This is a genomic window from Neisseria lactamica (assembly GCF_901482445.1).
GTDB lineage: Bacteria > Pseudomonadota > Gammaproteobacteria > Burkholderiales > Neisseriaceae > Neisseria > Neisseria lactamica.
This window is the reverse complement of record NZ_LR590477.1, coordinates 1,577,575-1,596,910: the sequence shown is the minus strand read 5'-3', so window position 1 is coordinate 1,596,910 and position 19,336 is coordinate 1,577,575. Positions and strand designations below refer to the sequence as shown.

17 protein-coding genes and 1 tRNA gene are annotated in these 19,336 nt (G+C 52.6%); 8 read left to right on the top strand and 10 right to left on the bottom strand.

Features of this window, described 5'->3' with window-relative positions; translation table 11 throughout:
* Window positions 1-26: 26 nt before the first annotated feature.
* The 7 genes from ispC to FGL10_RS08565 all read right to left on the bottom strand — a co-directional run bounded on the left by ispC (window position 27) and on the right by FGL10_RS08565 (window position 6,637).
* Entirely contained in the window at window positions 27-1,262 is a 1,236-nt protein-coding gene (ispC, locus tag FGL10_RS08600; RefSeq protein WP_003707213.1) for a 1-deoxy-D-xylulose-5-phosphate reductoisomerase, read from the bottom strand.
* A gap of 4 nt (window positions 1,263-1,266) precedes the next feature.
* The gene (locus FGL10_RS08595; protein WP_003707215.1) at window positions 1,267-2,064 is read right to left on the bottom strand and encodes a phosphatidate cytidylyltransferase; all 798 of its coding nucleotides are present in this window, start codon (window positions 2,062-2,064) and stop codon (window positions 1,267-1,269) included.
* A 1-nt stretch (window position 2,065) separates the two neighbouring features.
* On the bottom strand, window positions 2,066-2,812 hold the full coding sequence (uppS, locus tag FGL10_RS08590; protein WP_003707217.1) for an undecaprenyl pyrophosphate synthase: 747 nt from the start codon (window positions 2,810-2,812) through the stop codon (window positions 2,066-2,068).
* A gap of 55 nt (window positions 2,813-2,867) precedes the next feature.
* Window positions 2,868-3,425 carry a ribosome recycling factor gene (gene frr / locus FGL10_RS08585; RefSeq protein ID WP_003707218.1) on the bottom strand — a complete coding sequence of 186 codons (558 nt, stop codon included), beginning with the start codon at window positions 3,423-3,425 and terminating at the stop codon, window positions 2,868-2,870.
* Between the two features lie 142 nt (window positions 3,426-3,567).
* Window positions 3,568-4,560: a DNA cytosine methyltransferase gene (locus tag FGL10_RS08580; RefSeq protein ID WP_003707220.1), complete on the bottom strand. Its 993-nt coding sequence runs from the start codon at window positions 4,558-4,560 to the stop codon at window positions 3,568-3,570.
* Between the two features lie 4 nt (window positions 4,561-4,564).
* A complete protein-coding gene (locus FGL10_RS08575) occupies window positions 4,565-5,401 on the bottom strand; it encodes an NgoPII family restriction endonuclease (RefSeq protein WP_036475228.1) in 837 nt (278 codons plus the stop codon).
* A 108-nt stretch (window positions 5,402-5,509) separates the two neighbouring features.
* Window positions 5,510-6,637 carry an FUSC family protein gene (locus tag FGL10_RS08565; RefSeq protein ID WP_003713223.1) on the bottom strand — a complete coding sequence of 376 codons (1,128 nt, stop codon included), beginning with the start codon at window positions 6,635-6,637 and terminating at the stop codon, window positions 5,510-5,512.
* A 285-nt stretch (window positions 6,638-6,922) separates the two neighbouring features.
* Here FGL10_RS08565 and FGL10_RS08560 point away from each other — a divergent pair, with 285 nt between their 5' ends.
* The 5 genes from FGL10_RS08560 (at window position 6,923) to FGL10_RS08540 (ending at window position 12,877) form a co-directional block, all read left to right on the top strand.
* Window positions 6,923-8,086, top strand: coding sequence for a tyrosine-type recombinase/integrase (locus tag FGL10_RS08560; RefSeq protein ID WP_332000815.1), 1,164 nt, complete (start codon window positions 6,923-6,925; stop codon window positions 8,084-8,086).
* Between the two features lie 222 nt (window positions 8,087-8,308).
* Window positions 8,309-9,037, top strand: a complete 729-nt coding sequence (locus FGL10_RS08555; protein ID WP_232043740.1) for a hypothetical protein — start codon at window positions 8,309-8,311, stop codon at window positions 9,035-9,037.
* Between the two features lie 140 nt (window positions 9,038-9,177).
* A complete protein-coding gene (locus FGL10_RS08550) occupies window positions 9,178-9,372 on the top strand; it encodes a helix-turn-helix transcriptional regulator (protein ID WP_003707236.1) in 195 nt (64 codons plus the stop codon).
* A gap of 105 nt (window positions 9,373-9,477) precedes the next feature.
* Window positions 9,478-12,111, top strand: a complete 2,634-nt coding sequence (locus tag FGL10_RS08545; protein WP_232043739.1) for a VapE domain-containing protein — start codon at window positions 9,478-9,480, stop codon at window positions 12,109-12,111.
* 376 nt (window positions 12,112-12,487) lie between these two features.
* Window positions 12,488-12,877 carry a hypothetical protein gene (locus tag FGL10_RS08540; protein ID WP_232043738.1) on the top strand — a complete coding sequence of 130 codons (390 nt, stop codon included), beginning with the start codon at window positions 12,488-12,490 and terminating at the stop codon, window positions 12,875-12,877.
* 973 nt (window positions 12,878-13,850) lie between these two features.
* On the opposite strand, the gene FGL10_RS08530 is transcribed toward FGL10_RS08540, so the two are convergent.
* Window positions 13,851-13,926 (bottom strand) — tRNA-Thr (locus tag FGL10_RS08530).
* A 105-nt stretch (window positions 13,927-14,031) separates the two neighbouring features.
* On the opposite strand from FGL10_RS08530, the gene FGL10_RS08525 reads away from it, so the two are divergent.
* The 3 genes from FGL10_RS08525 to FGL10_RS08515 all read left to right on the top strand — a co-directional run bounded on the left by FGL10_RS08525 (window position 14,032) and on the right by FGL10_RS08515 (window position 16,107).
* Complete coding sequence (locus tag FGL10_RS08525; protein ID WP_003707253.1) at window positions 14,032-14,517, top strand: hypothetical protein; 486 nt, start codon at window positions 14,032-14,034, stop codon at window positions 14,515-14,517.
* Between the two features lie 94 nt (window positions 14,518-14,611).
* Window positions 14,612-15,235 carry a 16S rRNA (guanine(527)-N(7))-methyltransferase RsmG gene (gene rsmG / locus FGL10_RS08520; protein ID WP_003707255.1) on the top strand — a complete coding sequence of 208 codons (624 nt, stop codon included), beginning with the start codon at window positions 14,612-14,614 and terminating at the stop codon, window positions 15,233-15,235.
* 98 nt (window positions 15,236-15,333) lie between these two features.
* Complete coding sequence (locus FGL10_RS08515; RefSeq protein ID WP_003707256.1) at window positions 15,334-16,107, top strand: ParA family protein; 774 nt, start codon at window positions 15,334-15,336, stop codon at window positions 16,105-16,107.
* Between the two features lie 661 nt (window positions 16,108-16,768).
* Here the strand turns inward: FGL10_RS08515 and rnhB are convergent.
* The gene (gene rnhB / locus FGL10_RS08505; RefSeq protein WP_003707260.1) at window positions 16,769-17,353 is read right to left on the bottom strand and encodes a ribonuclease HII; all 585 of its coding nucleotides are present in this window, start codon (window positions 17,351-17,353) and stop codon (window positions 16,769-16,771) included.
* Between the two features lie 67 nt (window positions 17,354-17,420).
* On the bottom strand, window positions 17,421-19,316 hold the full coding sequence (mnmG, locus tag FGL10_RS08500) for a tRNA uridine-5-carboxymethylaminomethyl(34) synthesis enzyme MnmG (RefSeq protein ID WP_003707262.1): 1,896 nt from the start codon (window positions 19,314-19,316) through the stop codon (window positions 17,421-17,423).
* Window positions 19,317-19,336: the final 20 nt, after the last annotated feature.

Below are 19,336 nucleotides of genomic sequence, written 5' to 3'. Positions count from 1 at the left end.
TCCTTTGTCCGTGTGTTCGGACGGCATTAGTTTAGTGTGCAGATAAATGCTTGTGCCTGTGCGCGTGTCCGGGCATCTTGCGCCAAGAGCCCCCCTATATCGCCTATGCCGTCTGAAAAGTCTTGTGAAAGACAATGGGCGACGGTTTTGGCAATATCGGTAAACTTAATCTGTCCGTCCAAAAAGGCGGCGACGGCGGCTTCGTTGGCGGCGTTCAATACGCAGGGCGCGGCTCCGCCTGCGTTCATGGCTTCATAGGCGAGTTTCAGGCAGGGGAAGCGGCCAAAGTCGGGCTTTTGGAAGGTCAGTGCGGACAATGTGTCGAAATCCAGGTCGCCGACACCCGAATCGATGCGCTCGGGCAGGCCCAAACAATAGGCGATGGGCGTACGCATATCGGGATTGCCCAGTTGCGCCAACACAGAGCCGTCGCGGTAGCGCACCATACTGTGTATCACGGATTGCGGATGGATGACGACTTCGAGCTTGTCAGGCGGACAGTCGAACAGCCAATGCGCTTCAATCAGCTCCAAACCTTTGTTCATCATGGTGGCGGAATCGACGGAGATCTTGCGCCCCATACGCCAATTGGGGTGTTTGACCGCCTGGGCGGGCGTAATGCTGTCGAACGTGCCTAAATCGGTCGTCAGAAACGGACCGCCGGAAGCGGTCAGGATAATCGAACGGATGCCGTGTTCGTTCAGACGGCCTGTGTAATCGCGCGGCAAAACTTGGAAAACGGCGTTGTGTTCGCTGTCGACGGGCAACACTGCTGCGCCGTTTGCACGGGCGGTTTCCATAAACAACGCGCCGGAAACCACCAGCGTCTCTTTGTTCGCCAGATAAATGGTTTTGCCTTTTTGCGCCGCCGCCAGCGCGGAAGGCAGCCCCGCCGCACCGACGATGGCGCACATGACACCGCTGACTTCGTCAGCAGACGCAACGTCGACCAATGCCTGCGCGCCGTGTAAAACCTGCGTTGCCGTGCCGTCGCGTTTCAACAGGGCTTCAAGCCGGGCGGCGTGTCCGGCATCGGCAACGACGGCATATTCGGGGCGGAACGTCCGGCATTGCGCCGCCAGTTTCTCGACCTGCTTATGCCCCGCCAGCGCGAATACGCGGAATTTTTCGGGGTGGCGGGAGACAACGTCCAGCGTGCTTTCGCCTATGCTGCCGGTACTGCCTAATATGGTCAGGACTTGTGGTGTCATAATGGGGATAACTTCATACCGGATGCCGTCTGAAGCGGTTTCAGACGGCATAGAGTCAATTTAAAACCGACATCATCGCCGCATAGACGCTGATAACGGCAATCAGGCTGTCCACGCGGTCGAACACGCCGCCGTGTCCGGGCAGCAGCTTGCTGCTGTCTTTGATGCCTGCCGCGCGCTTGAGCCAGCTTTCTAAAAGGTCGCCGCATATGCTGACAACGGTCAGCACCAAACCGATTAACACGGTATCGAACCAGCCTGTATCGAATGCCGTCCAGCCGGCACTTCGTACGGCGGTTATATACACGGCCACGCAAACCGCGCCGCCGATTGCGCCTTCCCAGCTCTTGCCGGGGCTGATTGCCGGTGCGATTTTGTGTTTGCCGAACGCCTTGCCGCTGAAATACGCGCAAACGTCGGCAATCCACACCAAACCCATCACGGCGAGCAGCGGCAGGGCATCATCGGGGTGCGGGCGCAGGGATACGAGCGCGAACCAAAACGGCATAACCAAAAGCCAGCCGACGGTATAAGCCTGCCAACCGCCGTTCAATTTCCATTTGAATCTCAACCACAAAGGCATCACGGCGAGCCAAAACGCCAAAACAACATACCAAACCAAATTGGGCAGCATCCAGCCGCCCGCATAGGCAACCACGCCGAAAACCAAGGTTGCGGCGAGGTAATGGTTGGTTTCGGTTTTGCACAAACCGCTCATACGGGCATATTCCCACAAGGCAATCAGGGCAATCAGTCCGCAAAATGCCGCCCACAGCCATTGCGGCGCGTAAAACAGCATACCCAGCATCAGCGGCAGCAGCCACAGCGCGGTTATTACCCGTTGTTTCAGCATATCAATCCCTTTGCTGTTCGATAGGTAGTTGCTCGGAGGTGCGTCCGAACCGCCGTTCGCGTTTTTGGAACGAGGAGACGGCGGCATCTAAGGCGGTTTCGTCGAAATCGGGCCACAGGATGTCGGTGAAATACAGTTCGGCATACGCCATCTGCCAGAGCAGGAAATTGCTGATGCGTGTTTCGCCGCCGGTGCGGATGAACAAATCCGGCTCGGGCGCATCGCCCAGCATCAGGTATTTTGCCAGCATGTCTTCCGTGATTTCCGATACGCCGTCTGCAAGCAGCCTGTTTGCCGCCTGCAAAATATCCCAGCGGCCGCCGTAATCGGCGGCAATGCTCAGGGTCAGGCCGGTATTGTTTGCCGTCAAGGCTTCTGCTTCTTCGATGCCTTGCAGAATCTGCCGGTTGAAGCGTTCGCGGCTGCCCAATATCTTCAGGCGCATATTGTTTTCGTGCAGGCGGCGCACCTGTTTTTGCAAAGCCTGTAAAAACAGCCCCATCAGGAACGAAACTTCGTCTTCGGGGCGGCGCCAGTTTTCGGTTGAAAAGGCAAATACGGTCAGATATCGCACACCCAGTCCGGCGCAATGCTTCACCATATTTTCCAACGCGTCCAAACCGCGTTTGTGTCCCATTATGCGCGGGAGGAAACGCTTTTTCGCCCAACGGCCGTTGCCGTCCATAATCACGGCGATATGCCTCGGGATGGCGGTGTGTTCCAAAACGGCCTGCGTGCTGCTTTTCATGTCTGCCTTTCGCGGTTCGGCGTTCGGATGCCGTCTGAACGCCGGACCGTGCAGGTTAAACCGCCATCAAATCTTCTTCTTTGGCAGTCAGGAGTTTGTCGGCTTCGGCAATGTATTTGTCGGTCAGTTTTTGAACCGCCTCTTCGCCCCGGCGTGCCTCGTCTTCGGAAATTTCTTTGTCTTTGAGGAGTTTTTTGATGTGGTCGTTGGCATCGCGGCGCACGTTGCGGATGGAGACGCGTCCTTCTTCCGCTTCGCCGCGTACGACTTTAATCAGGTCTTTGCGGCGTTCTTCGGTCAGCATCGGCATCGGCACGCGGATCAAATCGCCGACGGATGCCGGGTTCAGCCCCAAGTTTGAATCGCGGATGGCTTTCTCGACTTTGGCCGCCATATTGCCCTCAAACGGTTTCACGCCGATGGTGCGCGCGTCTAAAAGCGTTACGTTGGCAACCTGGCTGACGGGGATCATACTGCCCCAGTATTCGACTTCCACTTGGTCGAGCAGGCCGGTATGCGCGCGACCGGTACGCACTTTCGCCAGATTTTCTTTCAGTACTTCGACCGAACGCTGCATTTTGCCTTCGGCTGTTTTTTGAATATCGTTAATCATATTGTTCTTTCGGTGGGATAAGGTGGGCGGGCAGCCGTCTGAAACGCGCTTCAAACCTTTCAGACGGTATAAAGACCGTTAACCGCGAATAGTACCGTTATTCGGGCATGACGACAAGGCAGATGCCTGTAGGAAGGGTGTTTCACCTTTCCAGGTTTTTTTTAATTGCCGCTGCAATTTCGTAGGCAAGGTTGACGGGGACGGCGTTGCCAATCATTTTGTATGCGTCGTTGACATTTTGATAGATGAATTTGAAGTTGTCGGGAAAGCCTTGGATTCTTGCAACTTCGCGTACCGTCATCCTCCGATACAGTGTTTCTTTGCCGGCGGCAAAACGGTAGTCGTTTGCCCCGTGCTTTTCCATCTTTGGGGCTTGCGGGTGGAGTTGGCACTGCCTGCCTGAAGCTTGGACGGTAAAACCCTGTTCATCCCACGCTTTAACGCGGTTCCGGCTCATAAAAATAGGGGAAAAACTGCCGGTAAAATATTCGTTGTTGTTGACCGCGTCGGGGTTGGTCTTGTTTTGCGGGGCGGAAGGTACGGCTGTGTCCTGCAAATCCCAAATAACGTCCCTCAATGTAATCTTGTCTTTGTCTTCGACCGTCGAACCTTTTGGAAAAGAAAATTGTATTTCCAAGTCTTTACGGAAACCGATGTAGAAGACCCTTTTGCGTTCCTGTGCCACACCGTAGTCTTTGGCGTTGGCCATAGTCAAGGTTACGTCGTATCCGCATTCGTCAAACATTTTCAGCAGGTTTTGTACGGCTTCGTTGTGGCGGTTTGCCAGCATTCCGCTGACGTTTTCCGCCAAAAAGAATTTAGGCTGTTTGCTTTTCAAAATACGGATGTAGTCGAAAAACAACTGTCCGCGCGCATCGTCGATACCGCGCAAAGCTCCCGCTTCAGACCAAGACTGGCAGGGTGGGCCGCCGATAATCCCGTCGATTCCTTCAGGGAAATCTTCTTCTTTAATCTTGCGTATATCGCCTTCTATCAAATGGGTTTTTGGATGGTTTGCCTTGAAGGTTGCCCAAATGGTTTTATCGTATTCGTTGGCGGCGGGGATTTCAAATCCCGCTTTTTCGAAACCCAAATCCAAACCGCCGCAACCGCTAAACAAACTAATGATTTTCATAGGATTATAAGTAGTAGGTGATGAGTTTTGCATTTCTTAATCGCGCCGGGTTGTTGGGGTTTTTAATCTTAATGTCGGAAATGGCCAGTTTGGAATCCTGTATGGCAAGCAGCTTGTCTGTATTGTTAAAACTATTCCATTTGTCTTCGTTGATAATGGCCATGAAATTGAAACTTTTTTCCATATCCCGTTGGTAAATATAGTTGAAGACAAACCATGGATTTTCGATTCCCCACATACCCCGTACTCTCAGATAAGTTATGTTGAGCGGATCAATGCGGTTGACCCTGCCCAGTTCTTTGGTTTCTGCAAACTGTATGCCGCCGATGTTGCTGATTCCGTCTTTAATTTGATTTTTTATTTTCAAATAGCATTCGGCATCGGCGCAGTAGTCAGTTCCGTAAACCATTGCCAAGTGTTTGAGGTTTTTCTTCTTATCAACGACACCGACAATATAGATGATGTCTTTCTCTTCCCATTTTTCTGCATCTTTACATGCTTTTGTAAGCATACTGTCATTAATGGAGAGCTTTGATTTTGGGTGGCTGCTATTCAGTGCCAGTGCGGAATCTTTACTTTCAATTTTCTTAACTTCAATGGCATCCCCGTTTCGCAACATGGCATCAGGCGGGTTGGAGTTGTTGCCCAAATATGAGAATGCTTTTGCGTGTTGAGCTATGCGTTGGGTTTCATTTAGGTTGAAACTGCCGGAAAACAAGTCTTTTACATATTCTTCCAAATCATCACCTGCCTGATTGGCACGATTGTTGCTTTGAGAATGGGATTTGACTCCGACAACAGGGTTGTTAACCAAATTGATGATGGCATCGATAATGTTCATGGTTTTTCCTTGGAGTTTTGCGGCAGATTATAGCAAAACCGTCTGGATATTTATCAGACCGATGCCGTCTGAAGCGGCAGGCGTTTCAGACGGCATCGTGTCCGGCCCTCAACCGTGTTCCCGCGTTTCAAGCAGGCTTTGGCGCAGGTGTTGGCGTTCGTGGGCATCCAGCCATTTGCGGCGGGTGCGTTGCAGCAGGATGACGAGGGCGGAAATTTCCTGACGCATATTGGTGCTGAGCCAGAGGAAGCCCTGCCATTGGTAGTGGAGGTGTTCGGCGAGGGCTTCCAGTTCGGGGTTGATGGCGGTGTCGGTGCGGATGCGGCGGGCGTGCCTGCCGTTGATGAGGGCGACGGTTTGTTGCAGGTCGGTTTGGAGTTGGGTGAAGTGGCGGTCGAGCAGCCGGATTTCGCCGCTGTTGAGTTTCGGGGCTTGCAGCTTGGCGGCGGTGGTCAGGAGCAGCTCGGTGGTGTTGACGATTTTACGGTGGGCGTGCTGCATGGCTTCCATCATGGCGGGGCTGATGCGGCTTTCGCCCGATGTGGCGGCGAGGTGGCTGCGGCTTTTGACCATGCGTGCGTTGATTTGGCGCATTTTAATCATATTCTGCTCCAAACGTTCGCGCGTCATACGTCTGCCGTTGCTGATTTCGGCAATCATTTTGCTGCAGTCGGTCAGGTTGTCGGCAAGCATGAAACGCCACATCAGTGTGGATTTCAGCGGCAGCAGTTTGGCGGCGGCAATGGCGATGGCCGCGCCGATGAGGACGTTCATCGCGCGCATCAGGCCGCTGTCGAGCCAGTGGAGGCCGTTGTCGCCGATGAGCATACACATGGTCAGTCCCGCCAGCATAGGGACGTAGCCGTTTTTGCCGACCGCCGCCCAACCGGCCAGTGCGCTTGCTGTGCCGACGGTGAGGTAGAAGAGGAGGTTGTCGTGGAAATAATGCTGGTTCAGCCATAAAACGCCCAAACCCGCGCCCAGTCCGATGACCGTGCCGAGCATACGTTCCACCGCCTTGGAGTAAATCGCGCCTTGGAACTGGAGCATACCGAGGACGACGAAGACGGTCATACCTATCCATTCGCCGTGTTGGAGGTGGAACAGCCGGGCGAGTGCGGTGGCGGACAGGACGGCCCCGCCGAGCCGGACGGAGTGGATGAGGCGGCGGTAGCGGTAGCGTTCGTAGGAGTTGAGCCAGCGGCCGGAAAGGCGTTTGCGTTGCGAGGAGTTCATATCGGTTGCCGTCTGAAGCGGAAATGTGAAAAAGCACAGGCTTCCCGAGGGAGGGTCTGTGCTTGGTATTGGTGCCGGAGAAGAAAACATATTATTGTTTTCTAACGTTTTTTAATGTTCTTCCCTGTTTCTGAACAGGCATTTTTTTCATATACTTACGGGAAAGATAGGATGTTATGGGAACACCCGCTAACATTCAAGCGCAGGAAAAATACACATAATTTACACAGAGATTTTATAGCATTTGAATAAAGAAAGGTAGGGCTTTTATATGGCAGGTGCAAGATTGACAGACCGCAGGGGGCGGTAAAGGCGGGGGATGGGGCAATCTCTCACGGCGGGGTTGGCGGTTTGTGTTTAAACCCCTCAACAAAACACGACGGGCAAGGTTCTTGGGTGCTTTCCTATACCGACCCACTGACACAAAAGCGGATGCGGGATACCATTGGGAGATACCCGGCGATGTCTATCGCAGAGGCGGGGCGGATAGGGGCAGAAATAAAAGCACTTGTGCAAAGCGGCGTTTCCCCTAGAAAAGAGCAGGAGCGGAAACTGGAAGAGGCACGGCGGGCAGAGAAAAACACGTTTGAAGCGGTTGGGCGTATGTTTTTTGCGGAGAAGAAAAAAGATGGGGCGTGGCGCAATGATGGGGCAGTTACCCGAAATATCCGCAGGATGGAGCGGTATGTCTATCCGCTTATAGGGGGAATACCTATCGCAGAATTAAAGGAGGCGGACATAGCGGCAGCACTTAAAACACCTATCCTACCGGTTATGCGGGGGCAAAGGATAGTAGCCCCACTGAATCAGTGCAAGGGCGTAGCCTTTGACAGTCCGGGGACGGCAGAAAAGATAACCGCCGTTATCGGGCAGATTTTCACATACGCCGAGGCTGTGGGGCTTCGGGATAACGGAAACCCGATAGGCGCGGTTAAGCTGCTGCTGAAGAAGGGGCAGCACGTTCAGGGGGTGGAACGACACCAGCCGAGTTTGCCGTTTGAGCATATCCCTAAGTTTGTAAAAACATTGTTAGAAGAGGTTGGGGGAGACGCTAAAAACGCGTTGCTTGTCCAGTTGCTGATTGCCGCACGTTCGGGGGCGGTTAGTCGTATGAAGGTAGAAGATGTGCGTTTTGAAGAGGGCTATTGGCGGTTGCCCGCCTTTAGTGAATTGAGTAAAACCTCTTCAGATGTTTTGTATCCGCTGACACCCAGATTAAAAAAACTGCTTGCCGAGCGGAAAGAGAAGGCAAGGGGCGGCTATTTGTTTGAAGGCAAGGGATTGAGGGACAACCCGGTATCCAACACCGCGATTAACAGCGTAATACGGAGGATGGCGGCGACTGGCAGACACAGGGGTTGGTTAGTTTCGGATGAGGTGGGCAAGTTGCCTGTACCCCACGGCTTCAGGGCAACCTTTTCGGGCGTGGGCGACAACAAACGGCTATGAGGAGCGGCTGATAGAACGGCAGCTTGCCCACGTCTTCGGAAGTGTAAGGCGGGCATATGATAGGGAACATTTAATTAAAGAGCGTTTGCAGATGATGACGGCGTGGGAAGATTTTTGTTTTTCGGAGGCAGAAAAATGAACGTGGGCGGGTATAGGTTGCAAGAGCCTGATTTTTTGGAGGAAGATAAAAGCGGGAGCGATGGGGTGCACACAGAGGGCGGATTGTTATGCGCGGTAAAGACGGCGGCAGACGAAGAACGCAGGGGCGGAGGACGGAGAACGGACAACGAAGCACGAGGGGCGGTTTATGAGACGGCACGGCTGGTGTTGGAAGAAGTTGGGACGGACAATCTGAAAGAGGCGGCACTGAATCAGGCGATTGATGCAGAAGACGCGCAGGGGCGGTTAATCGGAATTTTGGCTTATGCGATGCTGTCGGGGGAGCGTTTCAGGAGGGAAACATTAGACGCTTTGGGGTTGACTGCCGGAGCGGGTAGGCGCGATACCTTGAAGAGGCACAAAGAAATTTTCATTGCGGGTTATGCGCGGGTATTCTTTGACATATTGGACGGGGTGGACGTTACAGGCAGAAAACCCGATTATTACGGCGTATCGGATACCACGTTAGAGGCACTGCTGGACGCTTGGGGAAAGGGGGATGCGGCAGACAGCAGCGGGACGGACACAAGGGTGGATAAGGATGTTTTAAGGGAATGGTTTATCAATTACGGATATTCAAGGAAAAACAAGGGCGGCGGGCTGTTTGACGTTGAATGGCTGAAACAACAATATAGGGAATACAGGCGGGGCGGGCAGATAGAAAGCGGAGCGGGCGCGGAGGGTTTTGAGGCACTGATAGCAATCGGCAGACACAGGGCGTTTATGGATTTTACACTCAAGGAGAGGTTAGCAGGCTTATTAGAGAAATGCGGCGGCAGATTGGAGGAATGACGGACGACACAGGCAGAGGAAAGGGCGGAAACAATTAATTGTTTCCGCCTTTCGTTTTGACTGTATCCGCTTCCTTAGAATGGAGGCACAGATAGAAACAAAGAAGATTTTTCAGAAACTTTTTTCAGGAGGTTTATTTTATGTTGAATATCGAAGACAACAAATTTTATTTTGTGGGAGAGTTAGCCGAGATGTTGGGCATATCAAAAAAAACAGTGTGGTTAAGGGTTCGGGTGGGGATGTTTCCCCCTTTGCAAGGCGTGGAAGGCACACGGAATCGCGGTTATTGGGGAAAGGACATTAAAAAAATGTTCGGTTATTACACAGAGGGATGAGGGATGTCGGGCGGGGCTTGACTGAAAATCCTTAAAAAAAAGCCTTGCACTTGTAGTGGCAAGATGCAAGGGATGACCTCAAAATATTTATTAGGAGTTTTTTATATGGGCAATCTTATCACATACAACGCGGAAGATGCACACGCTAATTTTAAATTGTTGAGCAAATTGGCAGGGATGGCAGATTTTCACATTGTAGCAGGGGCTGATAAAGCACGGAATGCAAAGCCGAGCCGTAAAGGATGGGACTTTAAAGAATGGGCAGACGGCGATAGTACGGAATTAGATGATGAAACCTATGAAAAACAAAGGGATAAGGTAGCAGATAAACGTTGGGGGCTTGGGCAGACAATCCAATCTATCGACGAAGGCGGAGCGGTGGGCGTAAACCGTTACCCTTTAGTTGAGTTTGCCTTTATGCCATCCAATATCATTTGCTTGGACTTGGACGCAAAAAAAGGGGCGGACGGCGGGAAACTGCCGATTGAGCTTAACGAGGCTTGGCAGGGATATTTTAAGGGCGCATTGATTGAGCGTTCCTCAAGCGGCGCGGGCTTACACGTTTTTTTTAGTGTACCGATGAGCTTTGCGGAGGGCTTGAAGCTGAACAGGCGTACACACGATGGTGGCGATTTTAAGTTGGAGCCGGACGTGTTGCCCGACTTGGAAGGTATGGAAAACCTTGCAGGCATTGATTTGTTTGCAGGCGGCATTAACCGATGCCTTAAATTGACGTGTCAGGCGGTTAACGATTGGAAAGGGGCGGACAATATAGAGCTTTGCCCCGAGGGTGTGGCAATGTTGGGGGAGGCATTAAGGCGAAAAGACGAGAAGGGCGGTGGGCGTTCAGACGGCATAGCCGGAGGTAAAACGGCAGGGGGCGGGTGTCCGATGTCGGATGTCGTAAGACGCGCAGCCGCCGAACTTGGCGAAGGGATGACGGATGCGGAAGAAGTCCGAAGGGCTATCAGGCAGAATAGCTATCACAACGGTGTGCAGGGGTTTTATACCGCTTTGATGGATGGGGATGCGGAACTCATTAACAAGGCTTTCGGCGGCGACTTCTCGACAGCGGATTATGCCCTTGCCCGCGAAGCAACTTATTACACGCGCAGATACGAGGCGGTTTTAAACCTTATGCTGAACAGCAGACTTACAAAGCGCGGGGAAGGCTATAAAGGGGACAATCCCGATAAATGGAACAGGGAAGATTACCGCAGGCTGACGATTGAAAAAGCCTTAAGTTCACGCCTTGAGAGCGGGCAAACCTATCAGAACAAGCAGGCAGGAGCAGGCGGGGCAATTATTGAAGGCTTACCCGAAGATGCGGCGGAGAGTTTGAGCCGCAATAGAAACGGGGCGATTACGGCAGGCATTTCAAACTTAAAAATCATCCTTTCTAAACACAGGGATTATAAGGGTATGTTCGGGTGGGACGATTTGACGGACTGCCCCGCCGTTATCAATACCCCAAGCTGGAGCAACGGCAGGGGAATCAAGGCGGGGGCTTGGAGCAAGACAGGGACGGTTACAGAGGCAATTAAGGCAAGGTTTGCCGATATGGGGCTTAATGCGGGTATGGAAAACATATGTACGGCAATCACAGAGGTTTGCAGGGTGAATCCCACAAACATTTTGCGGGAAAAATTGCAGTCCCTCAAATGGGACGGAATCCCCCGCCTTGAGAAGATGGCAGAGCGTTATTTCCCGCTTGATAAGGACTACACGGACACGGAGAGGGAGTGCGCCAATCAAATGATGGCAAAAATGCTTGTGGGCGCAGTAAGGCGGGCGTGCATGCCGTTTGAAAGCGACGGAGTAAAACACGATTCAATGATAGTTATTGCAGGAGACAGCGGCGCGGGCAAATCCGTTGCAGTGAGTATCATCGGTTCAGTTTGCGGGGCGGACTATTTCACAACGGTTCGCAATGTCATTAGAGACGACGGGCGGGATTTCCTTATCGGCTTACAAGGCAGATGGATTGCGGAGTTGCCAGAACTGGCGGGATTCCTGAACGAACGGACAGATACGGAGATGTTAAAGGCGGTGCTGACCGAAAAAACAGACACATACAGAGAATTGTATCAGGGCAGGACAAGCAGATTTAAAAGGCTTACAACATTTTGGGGGACATATAACCCGAAAGCAAACAGTGGCGTAATTTACGATAAAACACTGTTTCGCCGTATGTGGTTTGTTGACCTTGCACAAGATGGAAGAGTGGATTTGGACAGCCTGAAGCAGGATATTGAACAACTTTGGGCGGAAGCTGTCGTGCTTGAGCAGAAAGGTTATACAAACTATTTTGATGATGAGGAAATGGAAAAAACCGCCAAAGGTATGACAGCAAGATATTATGTAGAGAATCCGCTGGAGGATTATTTGGAGGGGCTTTTAAATAACCCGGCGGATGGACTTTATGAACTTGTTAGGAAGGGGGACGGGTGGTTTACCTTACAACAATTTTGGGAGAAATTGGGGGATAGGCAAGACAGGATTCCCAATCTGACAAATAAAAGAGGGTACAGGGGCAACATGCGGATAATCGCAGAAGTTTTGTTAAATCTTGGCTATAAGCAGGAAAGGCGGCGGACGGCTAATAACACCAGCAAAACATATTTCAAAAAACCGTTGGAGGAGCGGAGGAAGATTCCGGGCGGCTTAGGAGTACCGTTTGAGGAGTATGTTAAGGCATATGACAATAGGGTAGCAACTTCTATTCCGACACACCGGTGAGGCTGAAAGCCTTGATATACAAGGCTTTCAGAGGATATGCCAAAAGGGTAGCAACAAGTTTCACATTGTGCAGGTAGATTTTTGGGGGGGGTAGAGGGGCAAAGGATAGAAGGGCGCGGATACCCCCCCCTAGAATAGGGGCAACAATGGAAAAGATGGCACTAAAAAACACAAATCCTATTTTTTATATTATAAAACAATAGGGTAGTGTGAATCTGAAGCGGGTGGAGAAGTTGCTACCCCGTTGGCATAATAGAAAAGTGTCAGTGAAAGATTAATCAAATAAAATCGGGAGAGTAAAACAATGGCTGATGACAGACAGTTTGGCATTATTAATTTAGGCAGGAGCGGAGGCGAAACGGGCACAATAGGAGAGATGATTTTTAAACTAAAAGCCAAGAGTGATAAAGAATTGGTTAAACACGCCCAACAAATAATAAACGACGTAGAGGCGGGCAATGCACAAGGCGTGGGATTGGAACAGAGCGCGGCATTACAGGCTATCGTTTACGAACTGGCTTTAAAGTTCGCAGGGCGACTATCAGGCAAAGCACTAACAACACACGATGTGGCAGGCTTTCAAAAGATGACAAACCTATACACCCGCCTGAACGGTTTGCACAAACAATCATCAGCTTGGGCGTACAGGGTAAACAACCCCGTAGGCAAAGATTCAGGATTGGGACGCAACGACAACCGCGTGCAGGGGCGCATCTTACGCAGGGGAACAAGCACAGCAGAGGGCTGTTTTGACGAATCCCTATAAGACACACACGCAGGGGTAGAGGACGAACGACCGCCGATAATCGGCGGTTGTCCTTTTTACCGATGCAAAAAGGCAGGGGAAAAAAGAAAATTCCAAAATTTTTTGTAGGCAGGCAGGCAAACGCGGGCAGGGCAATACGCGCAAAAACCCTATACGTCGACCGTGCAAGCGGGCGCACAGCATATACAACCGGTGTATACAGTATACTATAAACGTATGATTTTAAAGGAAATATTGACTAATGGAAGAACAAGGGGTAAAGTAAGCACACCTTAAACAAGCGAGTAAAGAAAGGCAGCACTTATGCACACTCAATACACAGACACACAATATGTGACCGTTCCCCTAAACCTGTGGCGGGAAATAGTAGACACCTGTACTATTGGGGTGGAATACTCAAACAACGCCCGCAGCGTTTTAATTAACACACTATGCGCCCTAAGTGGAAAAGACACTTTTCAAGTATGGCGGCATGAAGACACCGAAGGCAGCGCAATGGCAAATATTAACGAACACTTGAGGGGTAGCCGCGAGGCTTACGGAGAAATGTTTACATACGACCTTTGGGAGATGTTATGGCGCATAAGGAAGTTTGCTTTGGAGGCAGCGCAGCGGGAAGGCTTGCAAGTGGGAGACCTGTTAACGGAGACATTGGCGGGGGCGACTAACAAGGCATAAAACAGAAATAAAGCCAAAGGCGGTTAACTTGTAGGGAAGTTAACCGCCTTTTTCGGCATTACGAGTAAATAATCATTTTTATGCACACACAGTATAACACACACATTGTGTGTGTGGGAGTGGGCAGGCGCACGGGCAAAGAAAAAACAGCGTATCGGACTATCTGATACGCTGTTTTTTCTACACGGCTGATATGGGAAAAAAGCGCATTCTGCTAAAAATACACAGAATTTACACATTTTCTTAAGCCTATAATTAAAAACACTTTATAAATCATATGCTTAAATAGAAATATTGGTGCCGGAGAAGGGAATCGAACCCCCGACCTTCGCGTTACGAATGCGCTGCTCTACCGACTGAGCTACACCGGCTTTTTTCGTTATGATATATATGAACGGTTGTTTGTGCAACTTTTTGGGCGGGCGGCAAGGCAGTGCGCGGTATAATTCGGTCTGTTTCGGAAGAGGGGGACGGCGATGTTTGTGAACGAGAAATATCCTTATGCGGCTCTGTTTGCGGGGCTGGTGTTTTTGACGCTGCCGTTCGCACTGTCGGTGCATGATGCCTTTGCGCTTGCGTTCGGACGGGCAGGGCTGCTGGTGTCGGTGTCGGCCGGCGGATTCGGCCGGCGTGGCGGTTGGGACGGCACTGTTTGGTTTGTGTTCGGTGTGTTTGCGTTTTTGAATGTGGTCGTGTCGGCAGGCCTGACGAAGCTGGCGTACAAAAAGATGATGCGGCGGCATTCGCGTTACGCGCTGTTTCTGTCGGGCGTGGCGGCTTGCGCGGCTGCGGCGGTGGCTTGGATTTTCGAGCTGTTGTTGGGTAGTGCCGCCTTGGGCGGGCTGCGCGGGGAGGCGGTGTTGGAATATGCGTTTGCCGTGTGGCTGGTGTCTATGCTGACGCTGCCCAAACGTCTGACGCGCGCGCCGGTGCAGCCGGTGGTGTTCCACAGGAAAAAATAGCTTGGAACGGGAATGCCGTCTGAAACCCGACACGCGGTTTCAGACGGTATGTTTTTCCGCTAACATTACGCCTGAATATGGACAGGAAGCAGATATGGAACGCAAAGAACGCCTGCGTGCAGGCATTGCCGCGATGGGGCTGGATATTTCGGAAACGGCACAGGACAGGCTTTTGGCCTATGTGGATTTGTTGAAAAAGTGGAACAAAACCTACAATCTGACCGCCCTGCGCGACGAGGAAAAAATGATTGTCCATCATCTTTTGGACAGCCTGACGCTGCTGCCCTATATCGAAGGCGCACAGACGATGCTGGATGTCGGTTCGGGCGGAGGACAGCCCGGCATTCCGGCGGCGGTGTGCCGTCCGGATGTGCAGATAACCCTTTTGGATGCGAATACGAAGAAAACGGCTTTTTTACAGCAGGCGGTTATCGAGTTGGGGTTGGACAATGTGCGCGTGGTATCCGGACGCGTGGAGGCGGTTTCGGACGTGCGTGCCGACGTGGTTACCAGCCGTGCGTTTGCAGAACTGGCGGATTTTGTGTCGTGGACGGTGCATCTGTTAAAAGACGGCGGCTACTGGGCGGCGATGAAGGGCGTATATCCGCAGGGGGAAATCGACCGCCTGCCGCAGGATGTGTGCGTCGAAAAGATCCAAAGGCTCGAAGTGCCGGGCTTGGATGCGGAACGCCATATCGTCATCCTGAGCAAGCGTTGAGCGCGCTTCAGACGGCATGAATACCTTTTTTGTGCGGATAAAGGTAAAATTCCGCACTGTTTTTCTTTTTTCAACATCAGACGGGACACGGGCGGGACATGAGTGCGAACATCCTTGCCATCGCCAATCAGAAGGGCGGTGTGGGCAAAACGACGACGACGGTAAATTTGGCGGCTTCGCTGGCATCGCGCGGCAAACGCGTGCTGGTGGTCGATTTGGATCCGCAGGGCAATGCGACGACGGGCAGCGGCATCGACAAGGCGAGTTTGCAGTCCGGCGTTTATCAGGTCTTATTGGGCGATGCGGACGTGAAATCGGCGGCGGTACGCAGCAAAGAGGGCGGATACGGCGTGTTGGGTGCGAACCGCGCGCTGGCCGGTGCGGAAATCGAGCTGGTGCAGGAAATCGCCCGGGAAGTGCGTTTGAAAAACGCACTCAAGGCAGTGGCGGAAGATTACGACTTTATCCTGATCGACTGCCCGCCTTCGCTGACGCTGTTGACGCTTAACGGGCTGGTGGCAGCCGGCGGCGTGATTGTGCCGATGTTGTGCGAATATTACGCGCTGGAAGGGATTTCCGATTTGATTGCGACCGTGCGCAAAATCCGTCAGGCGGTCAATCCCGATTTGGACATCACGGGCATCGTGCGCACGATGTACGACAGCCGCAGCAGGCTGGTTGCCGAAGTCAGCGAACAGTTGCGCAGCCATTTCGGGGATTTGCTGTTTGAAACCGTCATCCCGCGCAATATCCGCCTTGCGGAAGCGCCGAGCCACGGTATGCCGGTGATGGCTTACGACGCGCAGGCAAAGGGTACCAAGGCGTATCTTGCCTTGGCGGACGAGCTGGCGGCGAGGGTATCGGGGAAATAGGCCAATCCAAATCGGGCTGCCCGTGCCGTTATGCTGTTTGGCCGGGTGCGTTAATATGGCGGATTAAAATAAAAATACTTATATCGTCATTTATAGTGGATTAACAAAAACCGGTACGGCGTTGCCTCGCCTTAGCTCAAAGAGAACGATTCTCTAAGGTGCTGAAGCACCAAGTGAATCGGTTCCGTACTATTTGTACTGTCTGCGGCTTTGTCGCCTTGTCCTGATTTTTGTTAATCCACTATATCGTCATTCCCGCAAAAACAAAAAATCAAAAACTGAAATTTCGTCATTCCCGCGCAGGCGGGAATCTAGGTCTGTCGGTACGGAAACTTATCGGGAAAAACGGTTTTTCCAACCCTGAGACTCCGGATTCCTGTTTTCGGCGGGAATCCGGTTTTTTGAGTTTCAGTCATTTTGATAAATTCTTGCAGCTTTGGGTTTCTAGATTCCCGCCTGCGCGGGAATGACGAAATTTCAGTTTTTGATTTTTTGTTTTTGCGGGAATGGCGGTTTGGAAGTTTCCCGAAACTTAAAAACAACTGAAACCCAAAAAACTAAATTACCGCCTGCGCGGGAATGACGGTTTGGGTTCTTTCTCTTTGAAGTTGCGATGCTGGAAATGCCGTCTGAAGGCTTCAGACGGCATTTTTGTGCAGGTTTAAAACAAGACCTGCTGCGCGAGCAGGTTTCTGACGGGGGCGAAGTCGCGGCGGTGTTCGGGCAGCACGCCGTATTTTTCGAGGGCTTCCAGATGCTGCTTCGTGCCGTAACCTTTGTGTTTGTCGAAACCGTATTGGGGATGGCGTTGCGCCAGTGCGTACATTTCCGCATCGCGTGCGGTCTTTGCCAAAACGGATGCGGCGGAGATTTCGATGATTTTGCTGTCGCCTTTGACGACGGCTTCGGCAGGGATATTCAAATGTTCGGGAATGCGGTTGCCGTCGATGAATATTTTTTCGGGGCGCACAGCCAAACCGTCAATGGCGCGTTTCATGGCGAGCATGGTGGCGTGCAGGATGTTGAGGCCGGCGATTTCTTCGGGCCCGGCGGCGGCGACGTGCCACGCGGCCGCCTGATTTTTTATCATTTCGGCAAGCGCGTCGCGTTTTTTCTCGCTGAGTTTTTTGGAGTCGGTCAGTCCGGGCAGGTCGAATGTTTCCGGAAGGATGACGGCGGCGGCAAACACGCTGCCGACTAAAGGTCCGCGTCCTGCCTCGTCCACGCCGGCGGTCAGTATGTGCATGATGTTTCCTGTCGGGATGGTACGATGCCGTCTGAACGGTGTTTCAGACGGCATCGTACCGATGTGTTTATCTCGCGTCTTTAAATCCGCGCTTCAAATGCACCATCAGCAATGCCACTGCCGCAGGGGTTACGCCGGAAATGCGGCTTGCCTGCCCGACGGTTTCGGGTTTGTGCTGATTGAGCTTTTGCTGCACTTCTGCCGACAAGCCTTTGACTTTGCCGTAATCGATATCGTCGGGCAGCTTTAAGGTTTCGATGTCGCGGCGGCTGTCGATTTCTTCGTTTTGGCGGTCGATATAGCCTTGGTATTTGACTTGGATTTCGACTTGTTCGATGACTTCGGCGGCGAGGCGTTCAGACGGCATCGCGCCTTCGAGCGTCATCAGCGCGGCGTAGTCGAGGTTCGGGCGGCGTAACAAATCGTGCAGGTTGGCCTCGCGGCTGAGTTTTTGTCCGAACACGCGGATTTGTTCGTCTTCGGCGAGTTTTTGCGGTGTGTACCACGTTGTTTTCAAGCGTTGGATTTCGCGTTCGACGGCTTCGCGTTTTTCGTTGAACATACGCCATTGCGCTTCGCTCACCAAGCCGATTTTGCGGCCGTCTTCGGTCAGGCGCATATCAGCGTTGTCTTCCCTGAGTTGCAATCGGTATTCGGCACGGCTGGTGAACATTCGGTAGGGTTCGTTCACGCCTTTGGTGATGAGGTCGTCCACCAATACGCCGAGATAGGCTTGTTCGCGGCGCAGCAGGAGCGGGTCTTGTTCGCGGACGTATTGCACGGCGTTCGCGCCTGCCAGCAGTCCTTGCGCGGCGGCTTCTTCATAACCTGTCGTACCGTTGATTTGCCCGGCGAAAAACAATCCCTCAATGGTTTTGGTTTCGAGGCTGGCTTTGAGGTTGCGCGGATCGAAGTAGTCGTATTCGATGGCGTAACCGGGGCGCAGGATATGGGCGTTTTCCAAACCTTTCATACTGCGGACGAGCGCGATTTGGATGTCGAACGGCAGGCTGGTGGAGATACCGTTGGGGTAGTATTCGTGCGTGGTCAGGCCTTCGGGTTCGAGGAAAATCTGGTGGCTGTCTTTGTCGGCGAAGCGGTTGATTTTGTCTTCGATAGACGGACAATAACGCGGACCCACGCCTTCGATTTTGCCGGTAAACATCGGGCTGCGGTCGAAGCCTGAGCGGATGATGTCGTGGGTTTGCGTGTTGGTATGCGTAATCCAGCAGGACACTTGGCGCGGGTGCATTTCGGCACTGCCGCGTACGGACATGATGGGAACGGGTGTGTCGCCGGGCTGTTCGGTCAGTTGGGAAAAGTCAATCGTGCGTCCGTCGATGCGCGGCGGCGTGCCGGTTTTCAGACGGCCTTGCGGCAGCTTCAATTCGCGCAAACGTCCGCCTAATGATTTGGCGGCAGGGTCGCCGGCGCGGCCGCCTTCGTAGTTTTCCAAACCGATGTGGATTTTGCCGGACAAAAACGTGCCTGCGGTCAATACCACGGCGCGGGCTTTGAATTCCACGCCCATCGCGGTGATCACGCCGCTGATGCGTTCGCCGTCGAGCGTTACGTCTTCGACGGCTTGTTGGAAAAGGTCGAGGTTTTCTTGGTTTTCCAACATTTCGCGGATGGCGGCTTTGTACAGGATGCGGTCCGCCTGCGCGCGCGTGGCTCGTACTGCCGCGCCTTTGCTGGCGTTCAGGCGGCGGAACTGGATGCCGGACTTGTCGGTGGCCAACGCCATCGCGCCGCCGAGCGCGTCGAGTTCGCGTACCAAATGCCCTTTGCCGATGCCGCCGATGGAGGGGTTGCACGACATTTGTCCGAGCGTTTCGATATTGTGTGAGAGCAAAAGCGTCTGCGCGCCCATACGGGCGGCGGCGAGTGCGGCTTCCGTGCCGGCGTGTCCGCCGCCGACGACAATCACGTCGTAGGTTTTGGGGTAAATCATGTGGGTCATGTGTGTATTGCCTGACGGTG